Source organism: Allobosea sp. TAB14, from assembly GCF_052113865.1.
In the GTDB taxonomy this organism is placed as follows: Bacteria; Pseudomonadota; Alphaproteobacteria; order Rhizobiales; family Beijerinckiaceae; genus Allobosea; species Allobosea spartocytisi.
In genome coordinates this window covers 14,454-29,324 of the sequence record NZ_JBFRDQ010000032.1, presented here as the reverse complement: position 1 = coordinate 29,324, position 14,871 = coordinate 14,454, and the positions used below count along the sequence as shown (strand labels likewise).

General features: G+C 69.1%; 13 protein-coding genes and 1 pseudogene. 8 read left to right on the top strand and 6 right to left on the bottom strand.

Features of this window, described 5'->3' with window-relative positions; genetic code table 11:
• The coding region (locus tag AB4Y99_RS07135; RefSeq protein ID WP_441522833.1) for a B12-binding domain-containing radical SAM protein at positions 1-1,566 on the top strand (1,566 nt) is incomplete at its 5' end.
• A gap of 259 nt (positions 1,567-1,825) precedes the next feature.
• Here AB4Y99_RS07135 and AB4Y99_RS07130 read toward each other — a convergent pair.
• From AB4Y99_RS07130 to AB4Y99_RS07105, 6 genes and pseudogenes are all read right to left on the bottom strand, one after another.
• Positions 1,826-2,767 (bottom strand): annotated as a pseudogene (locus AB4Y99_RS07130) (MFS transporter); the annotation flags it as partial.
• A gap of 77 nt (positions 2,768-2,844) precedes the next feature.
• Positions 2,845-3,960, bottom strand: coding sequence for an acetylornithine deacetylase (gene argE / locus AB4Y99_RS07125; protein ID WP_441522832.1), 1,116 nt, complete (start codon positions 3,958-3,960; stop codon positions 2,845-2,847).
• 169 nt (positions 3,961-4,129) lie between these two features.
• Entirely contained in the window at positions 4,130-5,065 is a 936-nt protein-coding gene (locus AB4Y99_RS07120; RefSeq protein ID WP_112764909.1) for a DMT family transporter, read from the bottom strand.
• An 8-nt stretch (positions 5,066-5,073) separates the two neighbouring features.
• Entirely contained in the window at positions 5,074-5,799 is a 726-nt protein-coding gene (locus AB4Y99_RS07115; protein ID WP_441522831.1) for an alanyl-tRNA editing protein, read from the bottom strand.
• 97 nt (positions 5,800-5,896) lie between these two features.
• A complete protein-coding gene (locus AB4Y99_RS07110; RefSeq protein WP_441522830.1) occupies positions 5,897-6,727 on the bottom strand; it encodes an AraC family transcriptional regulator in 831 nt (276 codons plus the stop codon).
• 108 nt (positions 6,728-6,835) lie between these two features.
• A complete protein-coding gene (locus AB4Y99_RS07105; protein WP_038364086.1) occupies positions 6,836-7,480 on the bottom strand; it encodes a helix-turn-helix domain-containing protein in 645 nt (214 codons plus the stop codon).
• Between the two features lie 240 nt (positions 7,481-7,720).
• Here AB4Y99_RS07105 and dapA point away from each other — a divergent pair, with 240 nt between their 5' ends.
• The 7 genes from dapA (at position 7,721) to AB4Y99_RS07070 (ending at position 14,867) form a co-directional block, all read left to right on the top strand.
• Positions 7,721-8,620, top strand: a complete 900-nt coding sequence (gene dapA / locus AB4Y99_RS07100; RefSeq protein WP_112764911.1) for a 4-hydroxy-tetrahydrodipicolinate synthase — start codon at positions 7,721-7,723, stop codon at positions 8,618-8,620.
• Positions 8,621-8,634: 14 nt separating this feature from the next.
• Complete coding sequence (locus AB4Y99_RS07095; RefSeq protein WP_112764912.1) at positions 8,635-10,062, top strand: FAD-binding oxidoreductase; 1,428 nt, start codon at positions 8,635-8,637, stop codon at positions 10,060-10,062.
• A 125-nt stretch (positions 10,063-10,187) separates the two neighbouring features.
• Positions 10,188-11,036 carry a transporter substrate-binding domain-containing protein gene (locus AB4Y99_RS07090; protein ID WP_441522829.1) on the top strand — a complete coding sequence of 283 codons (849 nt, stop codon included), beginning with the start codon at positions 10,188-10,190 and terminating at the stop codon, positions 11,034-11,036.
• Positions 11,037-11,177: 141 nt separating this feature from the next.
• On the top strand, positions 11,178-11,843 hold the full coding sequence (locus AB4Y99_RS07085) for an amino acid ABC transporter permease (RefSeq protein WP_441522828.1): 666 nt from the start codon (positions 11,178-11,180) through the stop codon (positions 11,841-11,843).
• Positions 11,844-11,853: 10 nt separating this feature from the next.
• The gene (locus tag AB4Y99_RS07080; RefSeq protein ID WP_441522827.1) at positions 11,854-12,615 is read left to right on the top strand and encodes an amino acid ABC transporter ATP-binding protein; all 762 of its coding nucleotides are present in this window, start codon (positions 11,854-11,856) and stop codon (positions 12,613-12,615) included.
• 27 nt (positions 12,616-12,642) lie between these two features.
• Positions 12,643-13,902, top strand: a complete 1,260-nt coding sequence (locus AB4Y99_RS07075; protein WP_441522826.1) for an NAD(P)/FAD-dependent oxidoreductase — start codon at positions 12,643-12,645, stop codon at positions 13,900-13,902.
• The gene (locus tag AB4Y99_RS07070; RefSeq protein WP_441522825.1) at positions 13,899-14,867 is read left to right on the top strand and encodes a hypothetical protein; all 969 of its coding nucleotides are present in this window, start codon (positions 13,899-13,901) and stop codon (positions 14,865-14,867) included. The genes AB4Y99_RS07075 and AB4Y99_RS07070 overlap by 4 nt, the downstream gene beginning before the upstream one ends.
• Positions 14,868-14,871 lie beyond the last annotated feature (4 nt).

Genomic DNA, 14,871 nt, shown 5'->3' with positions numbered 1-14,871 from the left:
TCCTTCTGGAACTACAAGGCGACCTGCGAACTGGCCGGAGCGCGCCACCCCGCCGCGCCACTCGGATTGATCACCGTTGCGGCGCTGCTGCCCGCGACATGGGAGATCCGGCTCCTCGACCTGAATGCGGAGGAGCTCGACGAACGGGACTTCGCCTGGGCGGATCTCGTCATGACCGGGGGCATGCTGCCGCAGCAGGACGGAACGCTGGCCGTCATCGCGCAGTGCCGCTCCCGGGGAAAGCCGGTCGTGGTCGGCGGTCCCGATGCGACATCGACGCCCGAGATCTACGAGGCCGCCGATTTTCGGGTGCTGGGCGAGGCCGAGGAGATCATGGCCGGCTTCGTCGATGCCTGGAACGCGGGGGCGAGAAGCGGGGACTTCCGCTCCGAGATGGGCAAGACCGACGTCACCAGGAGCCCGACACCGCGCTTCGACCTCCTGAAATTCGCGCATTACCTGCATGTCGGCGTGCAGTTCTCACGCGGCTGCCCGTTCAATTGCGAATTCTGCGACATCATCGAGCTCTATGGCCGCGTGCCGCGCACGAAGACGAACGCGCAGATCCTGACCGAGCTGGATACCCTCCACGCGCTCGGATATCGCGGCCATGTCGATTTCGTCGACGACAACCTGATCGGCAACAAGAAGGCGTTGAAGCAATTCCTGCCCGCCCTGACGCAATGGATCAGGGACAGGAACTTTCCTTTCGAGTTCTCGACCGAGGCGTCGATCAATCTCGCCGACGACGCCGCTCTGATGCAGTCCATGAGCGAGGCCAACTTCTTCACGATCTTTGTCGGCATCGAAAGCCCGGATACCGACACGCTGGTCTCGATGCAGAAGAAGCAGAACACCCGCCGCAGCCTCCAGGAGAGCGTCCATCGCATCTACAAGGCCGGGCTTTTCGTGAATGCCGGCTTCATCCTCGGCTTCGACAGCGAGAAGGGCAGCGTCGCGCGCGGCATGATCGACTGCATCGAGGATACCGCGATCCCTGTCTGCATGGTCGGCCTGCTCTATGCGCTGCCCAACACCCAATTGACGCGGCGTCTCGATCGCGAAGGCCGCCTGTCCATTCCCGACGACGCCGACCATACGCAAGGGCTGGGCGATCAGTGCACCGCCGGGCTCAACTTCGTCACCAGCCGCCCGCGCCGCGCCATCCTCGACGACTACAGGGCGGTGCTCGAGGCGGTCTATGCACCCGGCGCCTTCTTCGGGCGCGTCCGGCGGGTCGGCCGCATGCTCGACTGCACCAATCGCCAGCTGGAGCTGCCGAAGTCGATGGAGTGGGAGGAGATGAGATCGTCATGGCGCCTGATCTGGYGCATGACGACGGCGAAAGGCGGCGTGCGGCGCGAGTTCTGGAAAACCGTGATCGATTGCCTCACGCATAATCGCCAGGCGCTGCCCTATGTGATGATGATGGTCGCGCTCTATCTCCATCTCGGGCCGTTCTCCCGGCAGGTGATGGCCCAGGTCCAGCAGCAGATCGACCGCCTGGCCGACGCTCAATCGCCGGCAGACATCCCGGTCGCGGCGATGTCGGCCGCCGTGGCGTGAGGGTGAACGGCATGCGATCTCGGACGGCCAAAGCCGGATCGCATCCGTAAGGCTGCCGAGGCGTCCCGCTGGGCAGGCACGCAATCCTGTCCAGCGAAGATGCGGATGCCGCGGCACCGCCCGCCTCGCTCAGCGCCCGGCGGACATCCGCATCAGCTTGCCGCCCATGATCAGGGCCGTCAGGCTGAAGGCCGCCGCCAGCATCACGTACCAGGCCGGTGCGAGCGCGCTCCCGGTCTGCACGAACCGAGGCCAGCATGATCGGGCGCCGGCCCACCTTGTCGGACCAGGCGCCGAAGACGGGCGCCAGCACGACGATCAGCGCGAGCCCGACGCTGTTGGCGAGAAGGCTCGCGCTCTGCGGCACGCCGAGCTGGCGCACCGCATAGGTCGGCATGGTGACCAGGAAGAAATAGGTGCAGACCGTCCAGGCGATGGTGATACCGAAGCCGGTGATCACGGCGGCCCGATGCTGGCCGAGCGTGTCGCGCAAAGGCGAGAAATCGGTCTCAGGCCGCGCGGTGCGCTCGCGCAGGATGGCCTTGAAGGCCTCGGTCTCGTCGACGCGCGAGCGGATGTAGAGACCGACCGGCGCGATCAGGAGCCCGATCAGGAACGGCACGCGCCAACCCCAGGCCTCGAGCTCGGCCTGCGGGAGCAGGCCGGTGAGCAGCGCCCCCGTCAGGGAGCCCAGCAGCAGGGCACCGGCCTGGCTCGCCTGCTGCCAGCTCGCATAGAGCCCGCGGCGCTCGGACGGGGCATGCTCGACCAGGAAGGCGGTGGCGCCGCCGATCTCGCCGCCGGCGGAGAAGCCCTGGATCAGCCGCGCGAGCACGATGATCGCCGGCGCCCAGGCGCCGGCTGTTGCGTAGGTCGGCGCGAAGGCGATCATCGCGGTGCCGAGCGCCATCAGCAGGATCGTCAGCGAAAGCGCCACCTTGCGGCCGCGACGGTCGGCGAGCGTGCCGAGCACGAGCGCCCCGACCGGGCGCATCACGAAGCCGACGCCGAAGGTGGCGACGGTGAGCAGAAGCGAAACCGTGGCGTCGCCGGCGGGAAAGAAGAGCTTGGCGAGCGTCAGCGCGAAGAAGCCGTAGACGGCGAAGTCGTACCATTCCAGCGTGTTGCCGGCGACGGCAGCGATCACCGCCCGTCGGCTCGAAAACCTGCCGGCCGTCTTACCGGCTCCGGATTCGGACATGGCATGCGTGGCGGCGAGTTCTGTCATGGTGATCCCCTCTTTGGAAAACAGGCCCTTGGCGTCGAGGCTGCGGGCGTTCAGGCGTGCTGGCGTCGGGCCCAGCCGGTGAGGCGGGCGAGAAAGGCGTCGGCGGCATCGAGTTCGGCGCGCGCGATCCATTCGTCGGGCTGGTGAGCCTGCGCGATCGAGCCCGGCCCGCAGACCACGGCGGAGATGCCCGCCGCCTGGAAGAAGCCGGCCTCCGTGCCGAAGGCCATCGGGAAGGGCGGCACGATGCCGCCGAGCGCGGCCGCGACAGCGAGCGCCCCCTCCTCGCCGTCCGCGCTGAGCGGCGGGACATGGATCTCCCGCAGCAGCGACGGGCGGATATCGTCCGGCACCGCGCGGGCGAGATAGGCGCGGGCGAGTGCCTCGATCTCGACGGCATCGCCGGCCGTGACCGGCCTGAACTCCCAGAGCACCTCGCAGAGGGACGGCACGATATTGATCGCGGTTCCACCCTCGATCCGGCCGATATTGACCGTGGTCGCGCTGGCGCCCACGCCGGTGCGGTGCCCGATGGTCTTCAGGAAGCCGATGAAATCGGCGGCCGGATAGATCGCGCTCGCGCCGGCGCCGGGGTCGCTCGAATGCGCGGCCCTGCCCTCGAAGCGGGCGCGGAAGCCGAGGAAGCCGCGATGGCTGTCGCCGATCCGCATGCCGGTCGGCTCGCCGATGATCGCGAGCTCCGGCTTCTCCTCATGGGTGAGCAGGTCGTCGATGAGGCGGGGAATCCCGAGGCAGCCGACCTCCTCGTCATAGGACAGCGCGAGATGGACCGGCCGGGCGAGCCCGGCGCCGGCAAAGCCCTCGGCCGCCGAAAGACAGGCCGCGACGAAGCCCTTCATATCGACGGCGCCGCGRCCATGCAGCTTGCCGTCGCGCTCGGCCAGGCGAAACGGATCGGAGGTCCAGTCCTGGTCGGCGACCGGGACGACGTCGGTATGCCCCGACAGGACGACGCCGCCCGGCCCGCGCGGCCCGAAGCTGGCGAGCAGATTCGCCTTGGCCCGGTCGTCGTCATAGCTCAGCCGGATGCGGGCACCGAGGCTGTCGAGCCGGTCGGCGACGCGGCCGACGAGAGCCAGGTTCGAGCGGCTCGACGTGGTGTCGAAGCCGACGAGTTCCTCGAGCAGGGAGACCGTCGCGCTCATCGCTCAGGCCGCCAGAGCTTGCCGCCCGGCGCGGGCGCGCCCGAGCCGGGCCTGGGCGAGGCGCAGCGCGGCCGTCTGGGTCGGCACGCCATCCGCCTCCGCGCTCTCGAAGATCGCCCGCAGCGTGTCGCCGATGCCCGCGACGCCGCGAAGGCGTGGGAAAACACGGTCATGGCTTGAGCGCTCCGGCGGCTCGGGATGGAGAGGGGCGGCCGCTGCTCGCCGCGAGGCCGAAGCCGCACAGGATCAGCGCGGCGCCGACGAGGTGGAACGGGCGCACCGGCTCGCCCAGCAGCAGGAAGGCGAGCACGGCGGTGAACAGGGCGACGAGATGGAAGGAGGCCCCGGTGACGCTCGGCCCCAGCGTCGCGACGCAGCGGTTCCAGATGACGAAGGCGAGCAGCGAGGCGAAGACGCCGATATAGAGCACGGCCGCGAGCGGGCCGGGCGCGGTCGGGATCTCCGCGCCGCGCGCCAGTTCCCAGATCCAGAACGGCAGCAGCACGAAGAGCCCCGCCACCATCGTCGCCGCCAGGAAGAGGAGCGGATCGAGATCGGCGGGCCGGCGGCGCAGCAGCACCGAATAAACCGCGTAATTGGCGACCGCGAGCAGGACCAGCGGCTCGCCGCCGCCGATGCCCAGCCGCGACAGGCTCGCGGGCTCGCCGCGCGCCACGATCCAGGCCACGCCCACGAAGGAAATGGCGATTCCGGCAAGCGTGCGGACCGAGACGCGCTCGACCCCGAGCGCGAAGGCCGCGAGCGGCACCATCAGCGGCAAGGTCGAGTTGAGGAAGGCGACGCTGGCGGCGGGCGCGCTCTGCAAGGCGAGATAGCCGAGCGCATTATAGCCGGCGATGCCGAAGGCGCCGCAGGCCAGGACGATCCAGCGGGCGCGAAACAGCGCCTGCCGCTGCGCACTGAGCGCGCCGAGCACGAAGGGCGCCAAGCAGGCGAGCGCGACGAGCCAGCGCCCGACCGCGAGCGAGACCGGCGGAAACGTGTCGGCAAGCGCCCGTCCGAGCACGAGGTTGCCGGCCCAGAACAGAGGCGGCAGCGGCAGCAGCAGCAACGGCTGGTCCCAGAGGCGCCGGAGGATCGACATTGCCGGCCTCACAGCGCGCCCGCGAGGCCGATCCGCAGGCGGCGGTTGTGCCGGCCCTTGTTGTCGATCTTCAGGATGCGGATCGGCGGCGAGCCGCCGGTCGAGGCGAGATGGGTGCCGCCGCAGGCCTGACGGTCGAGGCCGACGATCTCGACGACGCGCACCTGCCCGTCCGCGGTCGGCGGCGGGGCGACCGAGCGCGAGCGGATCAGCCCCGGCTCCGCGAAGGCCACCGCCTCGGGGAGATAGTCCTGCCGGACGGCGAGGTCTTGCCGGATGAGCGCGTTGACCGGCTCCTCGATCGCGCGCAGGCGGTCATTATCGGCGTCCGGCAGGTCGAAATCGATGCGCGCGGTGCCGTCCTCGTTCATCTGCACGCCGGTGACGAGCGCGCCGTCGAAGCCCTGGAAGACGACGGCGTTGACGATGTGCAGATCGGTGTGGAGCGCGCGCATCAGCCCGCGAAACGCCGGGTCGACCCTGGCTTCAACGGTGCCGGCCGGGAGTTCGATGGGGTCGGCGAGCAGATGCCGGAGCCGGCCCCCCTCGTTCTCGAAACCGGCGACCGCGACCTCGCCGCCGGCCCATTCCAGGGAGCCGCGATCGGGCAATTGTCCGCCGCCGCCCGGATAGAACGGGCTTTCCGCGAGAACGACCCAGCCCGGCCCCGCCTCGACGACCTCAGTCGCGAGCGTCGGGACCTCCGGATTGTCGAGGCAGAAATAGCGGGGCATGAATCTCATCCTTTCCGCAGTGCCGACAGGGCATCCGCATGGAGACGAGATTGGCGCGCCTTGCCGCGCCGCTATTGGCGGAAATTGAGAAAACCGCTCAGCCGGCGGTCGCCTGCACCCATTGCAGCGGGGTGATGCCGTAGCTGCGCTTGAAATGCCGCGTCAGCGCGCTCTGGTCGTAGAAGCCCGCGTCCAAGGCAGCGGCAGCGATGCTCGTGCCGCGMCCGAGCGCSSCGATCGCSGCCTTSAGGCGCARYTGCGTGAGATAGGCATGCGGGGTSAGCCCCGTGCTGCGCTTGAACAGSGCGATCAACTGGAACGGCGTGAGCCCAACGGCGGCGCCGAGCTCCTCCAGCGTCAGCTCCTCCGCATGGCGTTCGCGCATGATCTCGCGGACGCGGGCCGCCCGCTGCGCGTCGCGTGCCGGCAGCGACAGCCTGGGCTCGCCCGCGGCATGGCGCCGGATCAGGGCGCCGAAGCTGCGCAGCAGCAATTCGCGCTCCTCGAACGGGTCGTTGCCGTCGTCGAGAATGCGATGCAGCCCGAGGAAGGCCTCGATCAGATCGGCGTCGTGAAAGCTGTTCCGGCAGAAATAGGCCGTCGCATCCAGCCCGAGCGCGGCATTGAGCATCTCGATCGCCGGGCGGGTCAGATAGAGCCCGCGATAGCGCCAGCGCGGGCTCCAGCCCATGCGCCCGGAATGCGGCTCGTCGGGATTGAACACGAGCAGGGTCGAGGTTCCCGCCTCGTCGGTCCGCCCCCGGCTCTTAAACTCGGCGCCGCCGGCCTCCGTCACCGCCACGACGAAGGCCTCGTGGCTGTGAGGGGCGTAATCGTGGCTGGTGAAATCGGCGACGAGGCAACTCAGGCCCGGAACCCGAGGGTCGTGCCAGTAGCGGGACGAGTTGCGCAGGTCGATACGGGCCAAGATGCGATCCGATCGTCGGACAAGCCGGGATCGTGCAACGATCGTGCCGGGACCGCAACCGCGCCCTGCTCCGAGGCGGAATCGGGCGCTGTCGCGGCGGCGGCGCCGTCAGAGGTCGACGAGCACCCAGAGCACGACCGCATCGGTCGGCCCCTTCGAGGTCCAGGTGTGCTCGGTGGTGGCGTCGTAATAGACGGAATCGCCCTTGTTGAGCTCGAGCGGCTCGTAGAGGCGGCTATGCACGATGAGCGTGCCGTCCATCACCATCACGAAGATTTCCGCCTCGGATTTGGCCCAGGCCGCGTATTCGTCCGGCGAGCGGGCCGTCACCGTGGTCAGGATCGGCGTGGCGCGCTTGTTCTTGAGATCGGCACAGAGCAGGACGTTGTTGCAGGTCCCGGTGGTGTGCTTGCTGCCGCCGCCCGCCCGGCTGATGCTGCGGCGCCCGGCGAAGCTCACCGCGCCGCCCTGCTCGCCGCTCGACAACAGCGTCACCAGCTCGACCTCGAGCCCATGGGCGATGCGCTGCATCGTCGAGATCGTCGGCGAAAGCTCGTTGCGCTCGATCTTGGAGAAGGCCGAGGCCGATACGCCCGTCATCGCGCTGACGTCCTGCAGGGTCAGGCCGCGACTCTTGCGCAGCTTGAGCAGCCGCGCGCCGATATCGATCCCGCCGCGCGCCTCGTCGCCGGACTGCCAGGCCTCAGGCGGCTCGGGCGATTCCCCCCGTTCCGCCAGCGAGATTTCCGGCATGCCCATTCTCCTCGTTCCAGCCCAATGGCACCTCCTGTCATAATCGCCGGCCGCAGGGAAGAAAAGGGAACGTCACCGCTCATGGGCGAATAAATTTCGTATCCGACATTTTTATATTTTTGTGTTGACAGTTGGTCCCGGCTGCAACAATTTTCCGCAAATGGTGCGCCGGCAACCGGTCCGGAGGCGTTCGGCGAGGGGCCGGCGCGGCCAGGCGACATCGCGGCAGGGACGTTTCGCATGACACTCACGCACGACACACTTGGCGGCCTCTACACCGCGATCGTCACGCCGCTCGCCGCCGACGGTGCGGTCGACATCAAGGGCCTCCAGGCTTTGGTGCGTTTCCAGCTCGCGGCCGGCGCGGCCGGCATCGTGCCGATCGGCGGCACGGGCGAATATCCGGCCTTCTCCCGCGACGAGCGCCGCGCCATCGTCGCCGCCTGCGTCGAGGCCGCCGACGGCAAGCCGGTCATTCCCGGCGTGCTCTCCACCGGCTTCGAGGATGCGCTCGAAGCCGGCCGCGACTTCGCCGCTGCCGGCGCCGCCGCGGTCATGACCGTCACGCCCTATTACGCCCCCGGCACGCAGGACGGCATGCGCGCCTATTTCCGGCGCTACCGCGATGCGCTCGACCTGCCAGTCATGCTCTACCAGATTCCGCGCCGCACGACGGTCTCCGCCTTCGCCGACACGGTGCAGGCGATGGCCGAGGACGGCTCGATCATCGGCATGAAATATTCGTCCTACGACATGCCCGATTTCATCCGCACGGTGAAATATGCCGGCGACAAGATCGCGATCCTGTCGGGCGAGGAGCCGCTCTTCGCCACCCATGTCGCGCTCGGCGCGCGGGGCGGCGTGCTGGCGTCGGCGACCATCTATCCGAAGATCTGGCTCGAGATCTTCGCGCTTGCCCGCCAGGGCAAGCTCAAGGAGGCGCTGAAGCTGCAGGACAAGATCGATCCGGTGGTCGACGCCATCTATGTCGAGACGAATCCGGGGCCGCTGAAGGAATATATGGCGCTCGCCGGCATGCCGGTCGGCGGCGTGCGTCTGCCGCTGCTCGGGCCGAGCGACCAGACGCTGGCCGGGCTCAAGGTCGCCGCGGCGCAGGCCAAAGCCATCAGCCTGGCCTGAGCGGAGAGCGGATCGTGATCGAGCGGCTTCGCGGCATCGTCGGCGACAAGGGCCTGATCACCGATCCGGCCGAGATGGAGCCCTGGCTCGTCGACTGGCGCCAGCGCCGGCGCGGACGGGCGCTCGCCATCGTCCAGCCGGCTTCCACGGCGGAGGTGTCCGCCGTGGTCGCGCTCTGCGCGGCTGAAGGCCAGCCGGTCTTCCCGGTCGGCGGCAATACCGGCCTGTGCTTCGGCGCCGTGCCGGACAGCGGCCGGAGCGACAAGCCCGGCATCGTGCTGTCGCTGCGCCGCATGAACCGCATCCGCTCGGTCGACCGGGCCACCGGCGTCGCGACCGTCGATGCCGGCGTCGTGCTCGGCGATCTGCACAACGCCGCCATCGAGGCCGGGCGGCAGTTTCCGCTCCATCTCGGCAGCGAGGGCAGCGCCCAGATCGGCGGGCTGATCTCGACCAATGCCGGCGGCACCGGCGTCGTCCGCTACGGACCGATGCGCGATCTCGTCGCCGGCCTGGAAGTCGTGCTGCCGGACGGGCGCGTGCTCTCGGACCTCGCGGCGCTGCGCAAGGACAACACCGGCTACATGCTGCGCCATCTGTTCATCGGCGCGGAAGGAACGCTCGGCATCGTCACGGGTGCGGCGCTGCGGCTGCATCCGCAGACGCCGAACACCGCCCATGCCTGGGTCGCCGTCGCCGAACCCGCGGCCGCAGTCGCGCTGCTGGCCGCGCTGCAGGACCGCGCCGGCTCCTATATCCAGGCCTTCGAGATGGTCTCCGCCTCACAATTCGAGCTGGTGCGCAAGCATGCCGAGCGGGCCCGCTTCCCCTTCCCCGAGATTCCGGCCTGGTCCGTCCTGATCGAGCTCGGCAGCGAGGACGCGACCACCGCCCTCCCCGCGATCCTCGAGGAGGTCGTCGGCGCCGCGCTCGAAGCCGGCGAGGTGCTCGATGCCGTCATCGCGACCTCCGAGCAGCAAGCGGCCGAGTTCTGGCACCTCCGCCATTCGGTCTCCGAGGCCAACAGGAAGGAAGGCATGAGCATCACGCATGATGTCGCCGTGCGCTCCTCCCACGTCGCCCCCTTCATCGCGGCGGCCGACAAGGTCGCGGCCGAGCGCTACCCGCAGGCGATCACGGAAGTGGTCTGCCATCTCGGCGACGGCAATGTGCACTACATCCTGATGTTCACGCACGAATTCTGGGCGGCCCTGCCCGATGCGGAAGCCTTCGCGCTCGAAGTCGAGCGGGCCATCCACGACGTCGCCGCCCGTTTCGGCGGAACCTTCAGCGCCGAGCACGGCGTGGGGCGCAAGCTGACCGAAGAACTCGCGCGCCTCGCCGACCCGCTGCGCTACGAGCTGATGAACAAGGTCAAGACGCTGTTCGATCCGCAGAACCTGATGAATCCGGGCGTTCTGCTGGCGCCGGGCACGGCCTGAAGACGACCGAAAAATCCGCTGCGGCCTTCGGTGAGGGGGCGCAGGTCACGGAAGCCCGCAGGGGAAGCGGGAGCCTGCCTCACCAGCCATGACGGGGTTCGCCTCATAACGCCGGGAGAATGAACATGACGACACGCAGGGATCTGGCAGGCCTCATCGGCGCGGGCGCGGTGGCAGCCGGCGCGCTCACGCTGGCCTCCAACGGAGCGAGCGCGCAGAGCGCGGCGAAGAACACCTTCGACCGCATCATCGCCAGCAAGAAGCTCAGGCTCGGCGCCGTGACCTCGAGCGCGCCCTGGTTCGTCAAGGACCCGGCCAGCGGCAAGTGGAGCGGCCATTTCTACACGATCGGCGCCGCGCTCGCGAAGGACATGGAGGTCGAGCTCGAGCTGGTCGAGACGACCTGGGGCAATGCGGTGCTCGATCTCCAGGCCGACAAGATCGACATCATGTTCGGGCTCAACCCGACGCCGAAGCGCGCGATGGCGGTCGATTTCTCGGTCGGCGCCTATGACAGCGCGCTGGTCGTCATCGCCAAGCCGGGCTTCGAGCCCAAGAACTGGGCCGATATGAACAAACCCGAGGTCAAGATCTCGGTCGATGTCGGCTCGGCCCATGACCAGATCGCCACGCTGCTGTGCCCGAAGGCCCAGATCACGCGCTTCAAGACCATCAACGAGGCGATGCTGGCGCTGCGCACCGGCCGCGTCGATGCGCAGTGCATCTTCTGGATGGGCGGCGTGCGCGCCGTGAAGGCCGACCCCAGCCTCGGCAAGGTCGTCGTGCCCCAGCCCTTCTTCGGCTCGACCTCGAACGCGGCCTTCCGCCGCGAATCGGACAAGACCTGGCGCGATTTCGTCAACACCTGGATCGTCTATGCGCGCGGCCTCGGCCTCGTCCGCAGCGCCGTGGTCGAAAGCCTGGAGCAGGTCGGCGTCACCTCCGAGGACATTCCGGCGGGCATCACCCTCTGAGGGTTCTCCGGCTTCCCGCGCCCGTCGCGGGAAGCCGCTTCGTTTCCTGCACGCTCTTTCGTGCAGATCGCTTTTTGCGGGCCGCCTCCGGCAACGCGCTCTCATGCGCGAGGGCCGCGCCGCACGCGGGCAGGGTTGGGCATGTCCTACACTTGGAATTTCGACATCGTCTGGAGCTATCGCTGGATCTTCCTGACCGGAACCGGCGTGACGATCGGCATCACCATCGCCGTCGTCCTACTCGGCCTGGTCGTCGGCCTCATCGCCGGCATCGCCCAGCTCTCGCGCTCGCCGGCCCTGCGCTGGCTGTCCTGGGCCTATATCGAGATGTTCCGGCTGACGCCGCTGCTCGTGCTGCTGCTGTGGTTCTATTACGCGCTGCCGATCCTGACCGGCATCAAGCTCGACGCGATCACCGCCTCGGTCGTGACGCTGACGCTCTATGGCGGCTCGTTCTATGCGGAGGTGATCCGCGGCGGCATCATCTCGATCGAGCCGGGGCAAAGCGAGGCCGGGCTGGCGCTGGGCATGACCCCGGCGCGGGTGATGCGCCGGATCGTGCTGCCGCAGGCSWTCAAGCGGATGATCCCGCCGCTGATGAACCAGTCGATCATCCAGTTCAAGAACACCTCGCTCGTCTCCGTCCTCGCCGTGCCCGACCTGCTCTATCAGGGCCAGGTTGCCGCCATGGACACCTACCGCGCGCTCGAGGTCTACACGGTGGTCGCCGCGATCTACGTGGTCGTGCTGCTGCCGTTGACCGCGATCGTCAAGCTGGCCGAAAAGCGGCTGGCGCACAGCAATTGAGGGCCGGGCGATGAGCTACAGGATCGAGGTCTCCGGCCTTCGCAAGAGCTTCGGCGCGCTGATCGTGCTGAAGGACATCAATCTCAAGGTCGAGACCGGCCAGGTCGTCGCGCTGATCGGCCCGTCCGGCTCCGGCAAGTCGACCCTGCTGCGCTGCCTCAACCTGCTCGTCATGCCCGAGGGCGGCCGCGTCCGCATCGGCGAGGACAGCTTCTCCTTCGGCRACGGCTCGAAGCTGCCGGCCACCCGCGAGCAGGCGCGCTTCCGCTCGAACACCGGCATGGTCTTCCAGCACTTCAACCTGTTCCCGCACATGACGGTGGTCCAGAACGTCATGGAGGGCCCGGTCTCGGTGAAGGCGATGCCGAAGCCGCAGGCGGAGGCGCTCGCCCGCAAGCTCCTCGCCAAGGTCGGCCTCAGCGACAAGGTCGACGTCTTCCCCAACAAGCTCTCGGGCGGGCAGAAGCAGCGCGTCGCCATCGCACGCGCGCTGGCGATGGAGCCGGAGGTGATGCTCTTTGACGAGGCGACTTCCGCGCTCGACCCCGAACTCGTCGGGGAGGTGCTCGGCGTGATGCGCGACCTCGCCGCCGAGGGCATGACGATGATCATCGTCACCCATGAGATCGGCTTCGCCCGCGAGGTCGCCGACCGCGTCGTCTTCATGCGCGACGGCGTCATCGTCGAGGAGGGACCGGCGCGCGAGGTGATCGGCGAACCCAAGCAGGAAGCGACCCGGGCTTTCCTCAGCCACTTCCACAATCGCGGCTGAGGCCGGGCGATGCCGGGGGACGCGCCATTGACCGTCGCCKTGATCGGCGCCGGAATCGTCGGCCTGTGCGCAGCCCTCGAGGTCCAGCGCGCCGGCCACCATGTCCTGCTGGTCGAGCCGGGCGAGCCCGGCGGCCGTCAGGCCGCCTCCTACGGCAATGCGACCTGGATCAACCCCGGCGCGATCATGCCGATCTCCCTGCCGGGTCTCTGGCGCAAGGTGCCGGGCTTCCTGCTCGACCGGACCGGGCCGTTCACGTTGCGCTGGCGCGACCTGCCCCGCCATGCCGGCTGGCTCGCCCGCTTCATCGCCGCCGGCCGCGACTGGGAGCGCATCGGGATCTGCGCACGCCAGCGCTACCCGCTCTGCAAGCACACAGTGACCGATCACCGCGCCTATGCCGACGCGGCTGGCGTCAGCCACCTGATCCGGCAGGAGGGGCTGGTCTATGTCTATCCGGACCGCACCGCCTTCGCCGCCGAAAGCCGCATCTGGGCGATGCGCCGCGAGCTCGGAATCCGCTTCAGCGAGATCGAGGAGCCCGACTTGCGCCGCCTGCAGCCGGAGCTGTCGCCGGCCTACCGCTTCGGCGCCCGGCTCGACGATGCCGGCCAGATCGCCGATCCCGGCGCCTATTGCGCGGCGCTTGCCCGGCTGCTGGAGGCGCGCGGCGCGCAACGCATCGGGGCGCGCGCCACCGGCTTCATCATCGAGAGCGGCAGGCTGAGCGCTGTCGCGACCGACCGGGGCCCCCTCGCCTGCGACCGCGCCGTCATCGCAGCGGGCATCGGTTCGGCTGGGCTGGCCAGGCTCACCGGAGACCGCGTGCCCCTGATCTCCGAGCGCGGCTACCATGTCGTCATCCCCGAGCCGGGCGTCGAGCTCGGCGCCGGGCTGATGCCCTCGGACGGGCAGATGGGCGTCGTCTCGACGCCGCAAGGGCTGAGGCTCGCCGGGCAGGTCGAGCTCGCCGATCCCGACGCAGACCCGGATTGGCGCCGCGCCGACATCCTGCTCGGCTATGCCCGCAGGATGTTTCCCGGGCAGGCGAAGCGCTTCGAGACCGCCCGGATCGACCGCTGGATGGGCAACCGCCCCTCGACGCCGGATGGCCTGCCCTGCATCGGCATCGCTTCCGGCTCGGCCGATATCGTGCATGCTTTCGGCCATGCCCATACCGGGCTGACCCAGGCGCCGGCGACGGGCAGGCTCGTCGCCGCGCTGATCGACGGGCGCGAGCCGCCCTTCGATCCCACCCCCTATTCCGCCCGGAGRTTCGCCCGATGAGCGAGCRCCTGCTCTATCTCTCGCGCAGCGACGTSAAGGCCCTSGCCATYSCKCCCGGCGMGGCGCGCGAGGCCGTGCTCCAGGCCTTCCGCGACCATGCCGCCGGCCTCAACCGCAGCCTGCCGAAAAGCGCGCTCGGGCTCGGTCCCGGTCATGGCTTCCAGGCCATGACGGCAGCCTCGCAGGCGCAGGGGATCGCGACGCTGAAATGGGTCTCGATGGCGCCCGTCGGCCCCGACAGCCCGGTGCCCGGGATCAACGCCCTGATCTGCGTCAGCGACTATCGCAGCGGCGCGCCGCTGGCCGTGCTTGACGGCGACGAGATCACGCTGATCCGCACCGCCGCGCTCTCGGCCGCCGCCGCCGCGCGGATGGCGCCGCCCGCCCCCAGGACCATCGGTTTCGTCGGCTGCGGCCTCCAGGCCCATGCCCATCTCGACGCCTTCCTCGCCCTCTATCCCGGCCTGGCCACGGCGCTGGCCTTGAGCCGCAGCCGCTCCTCGGCGGAGCGTCTCGCGCAGGCCGCTTCGAAGCACGGACTTGCGACCGAGATCGTCGCCGATGCCGACGCCCTGCTGGCGCGCAGCGACATCGTCATCTCGATGGTGCCGGGCGCGCCGGGGCTGAAGCCGTTCCTCGATGCGCGGCTGATGAAGCCGAACGCCTTCGCCGCCGCCGTCGATATCGGCCGAAGCTGGATTCCCGAGAGCCTGCCGGCCTTCGACGTGCTGGCGACCGACAGCCTCGAACAGTCGCAGGCGCCCTACGACATCGACGGCAATCCCGTCACGACGGTCCGCTTCGGCCATGATCTCGTCGAGATGGCGAACGACGCCCACCCGACCGCGCCGGGCGCCCGCTCCTTCTTCTGCTTCCGGGGCTTTGCCCTCGCAGATCTCGCGCTGGCGCATCTCGTCATCGACCGCGCCCGCGAACGCGGCATCGGCATCGACCTGCCACGATGACGCT

Coding starts and splice junctions, on each gene's coding strand:
- dapA (WP_112764911.1), top strand. CDS start 7,721: ATGACACTCACGCACGACACACTTGGCGGCCTCTACACCGCGATCGTC.
- AB4Y99_RS07120 (WP_112764909.1), bottom strand. CDS start 5,065: ATGTCGATCCTCCGGCGCCTCTGGGACCAGCCGTTGCTGCTGCTGCCG.
- AB4Y99_RS07115 (WP_441522831.1), bottom strand. CDS start 5,799: ATGCCCCGCTATTTCTGCCTCGACAATCCGGAGGTCCCGACGCTCGCG.
- AB4Y99_RS07105 (WP_038364086.1), bottom strand. CDS start 7,480: ATGCCGGAAATCTCGCTGGCGGAACGGGGGGAATCGCCCGAGCCGCCT.
- AB4Y99_RS07090 (WP_441522829.1), top strand. CDS start 10,188: ATGACGACACGCAGGGATCTGGCAGGCCTCATCGGCGCGGGCGCGGTG.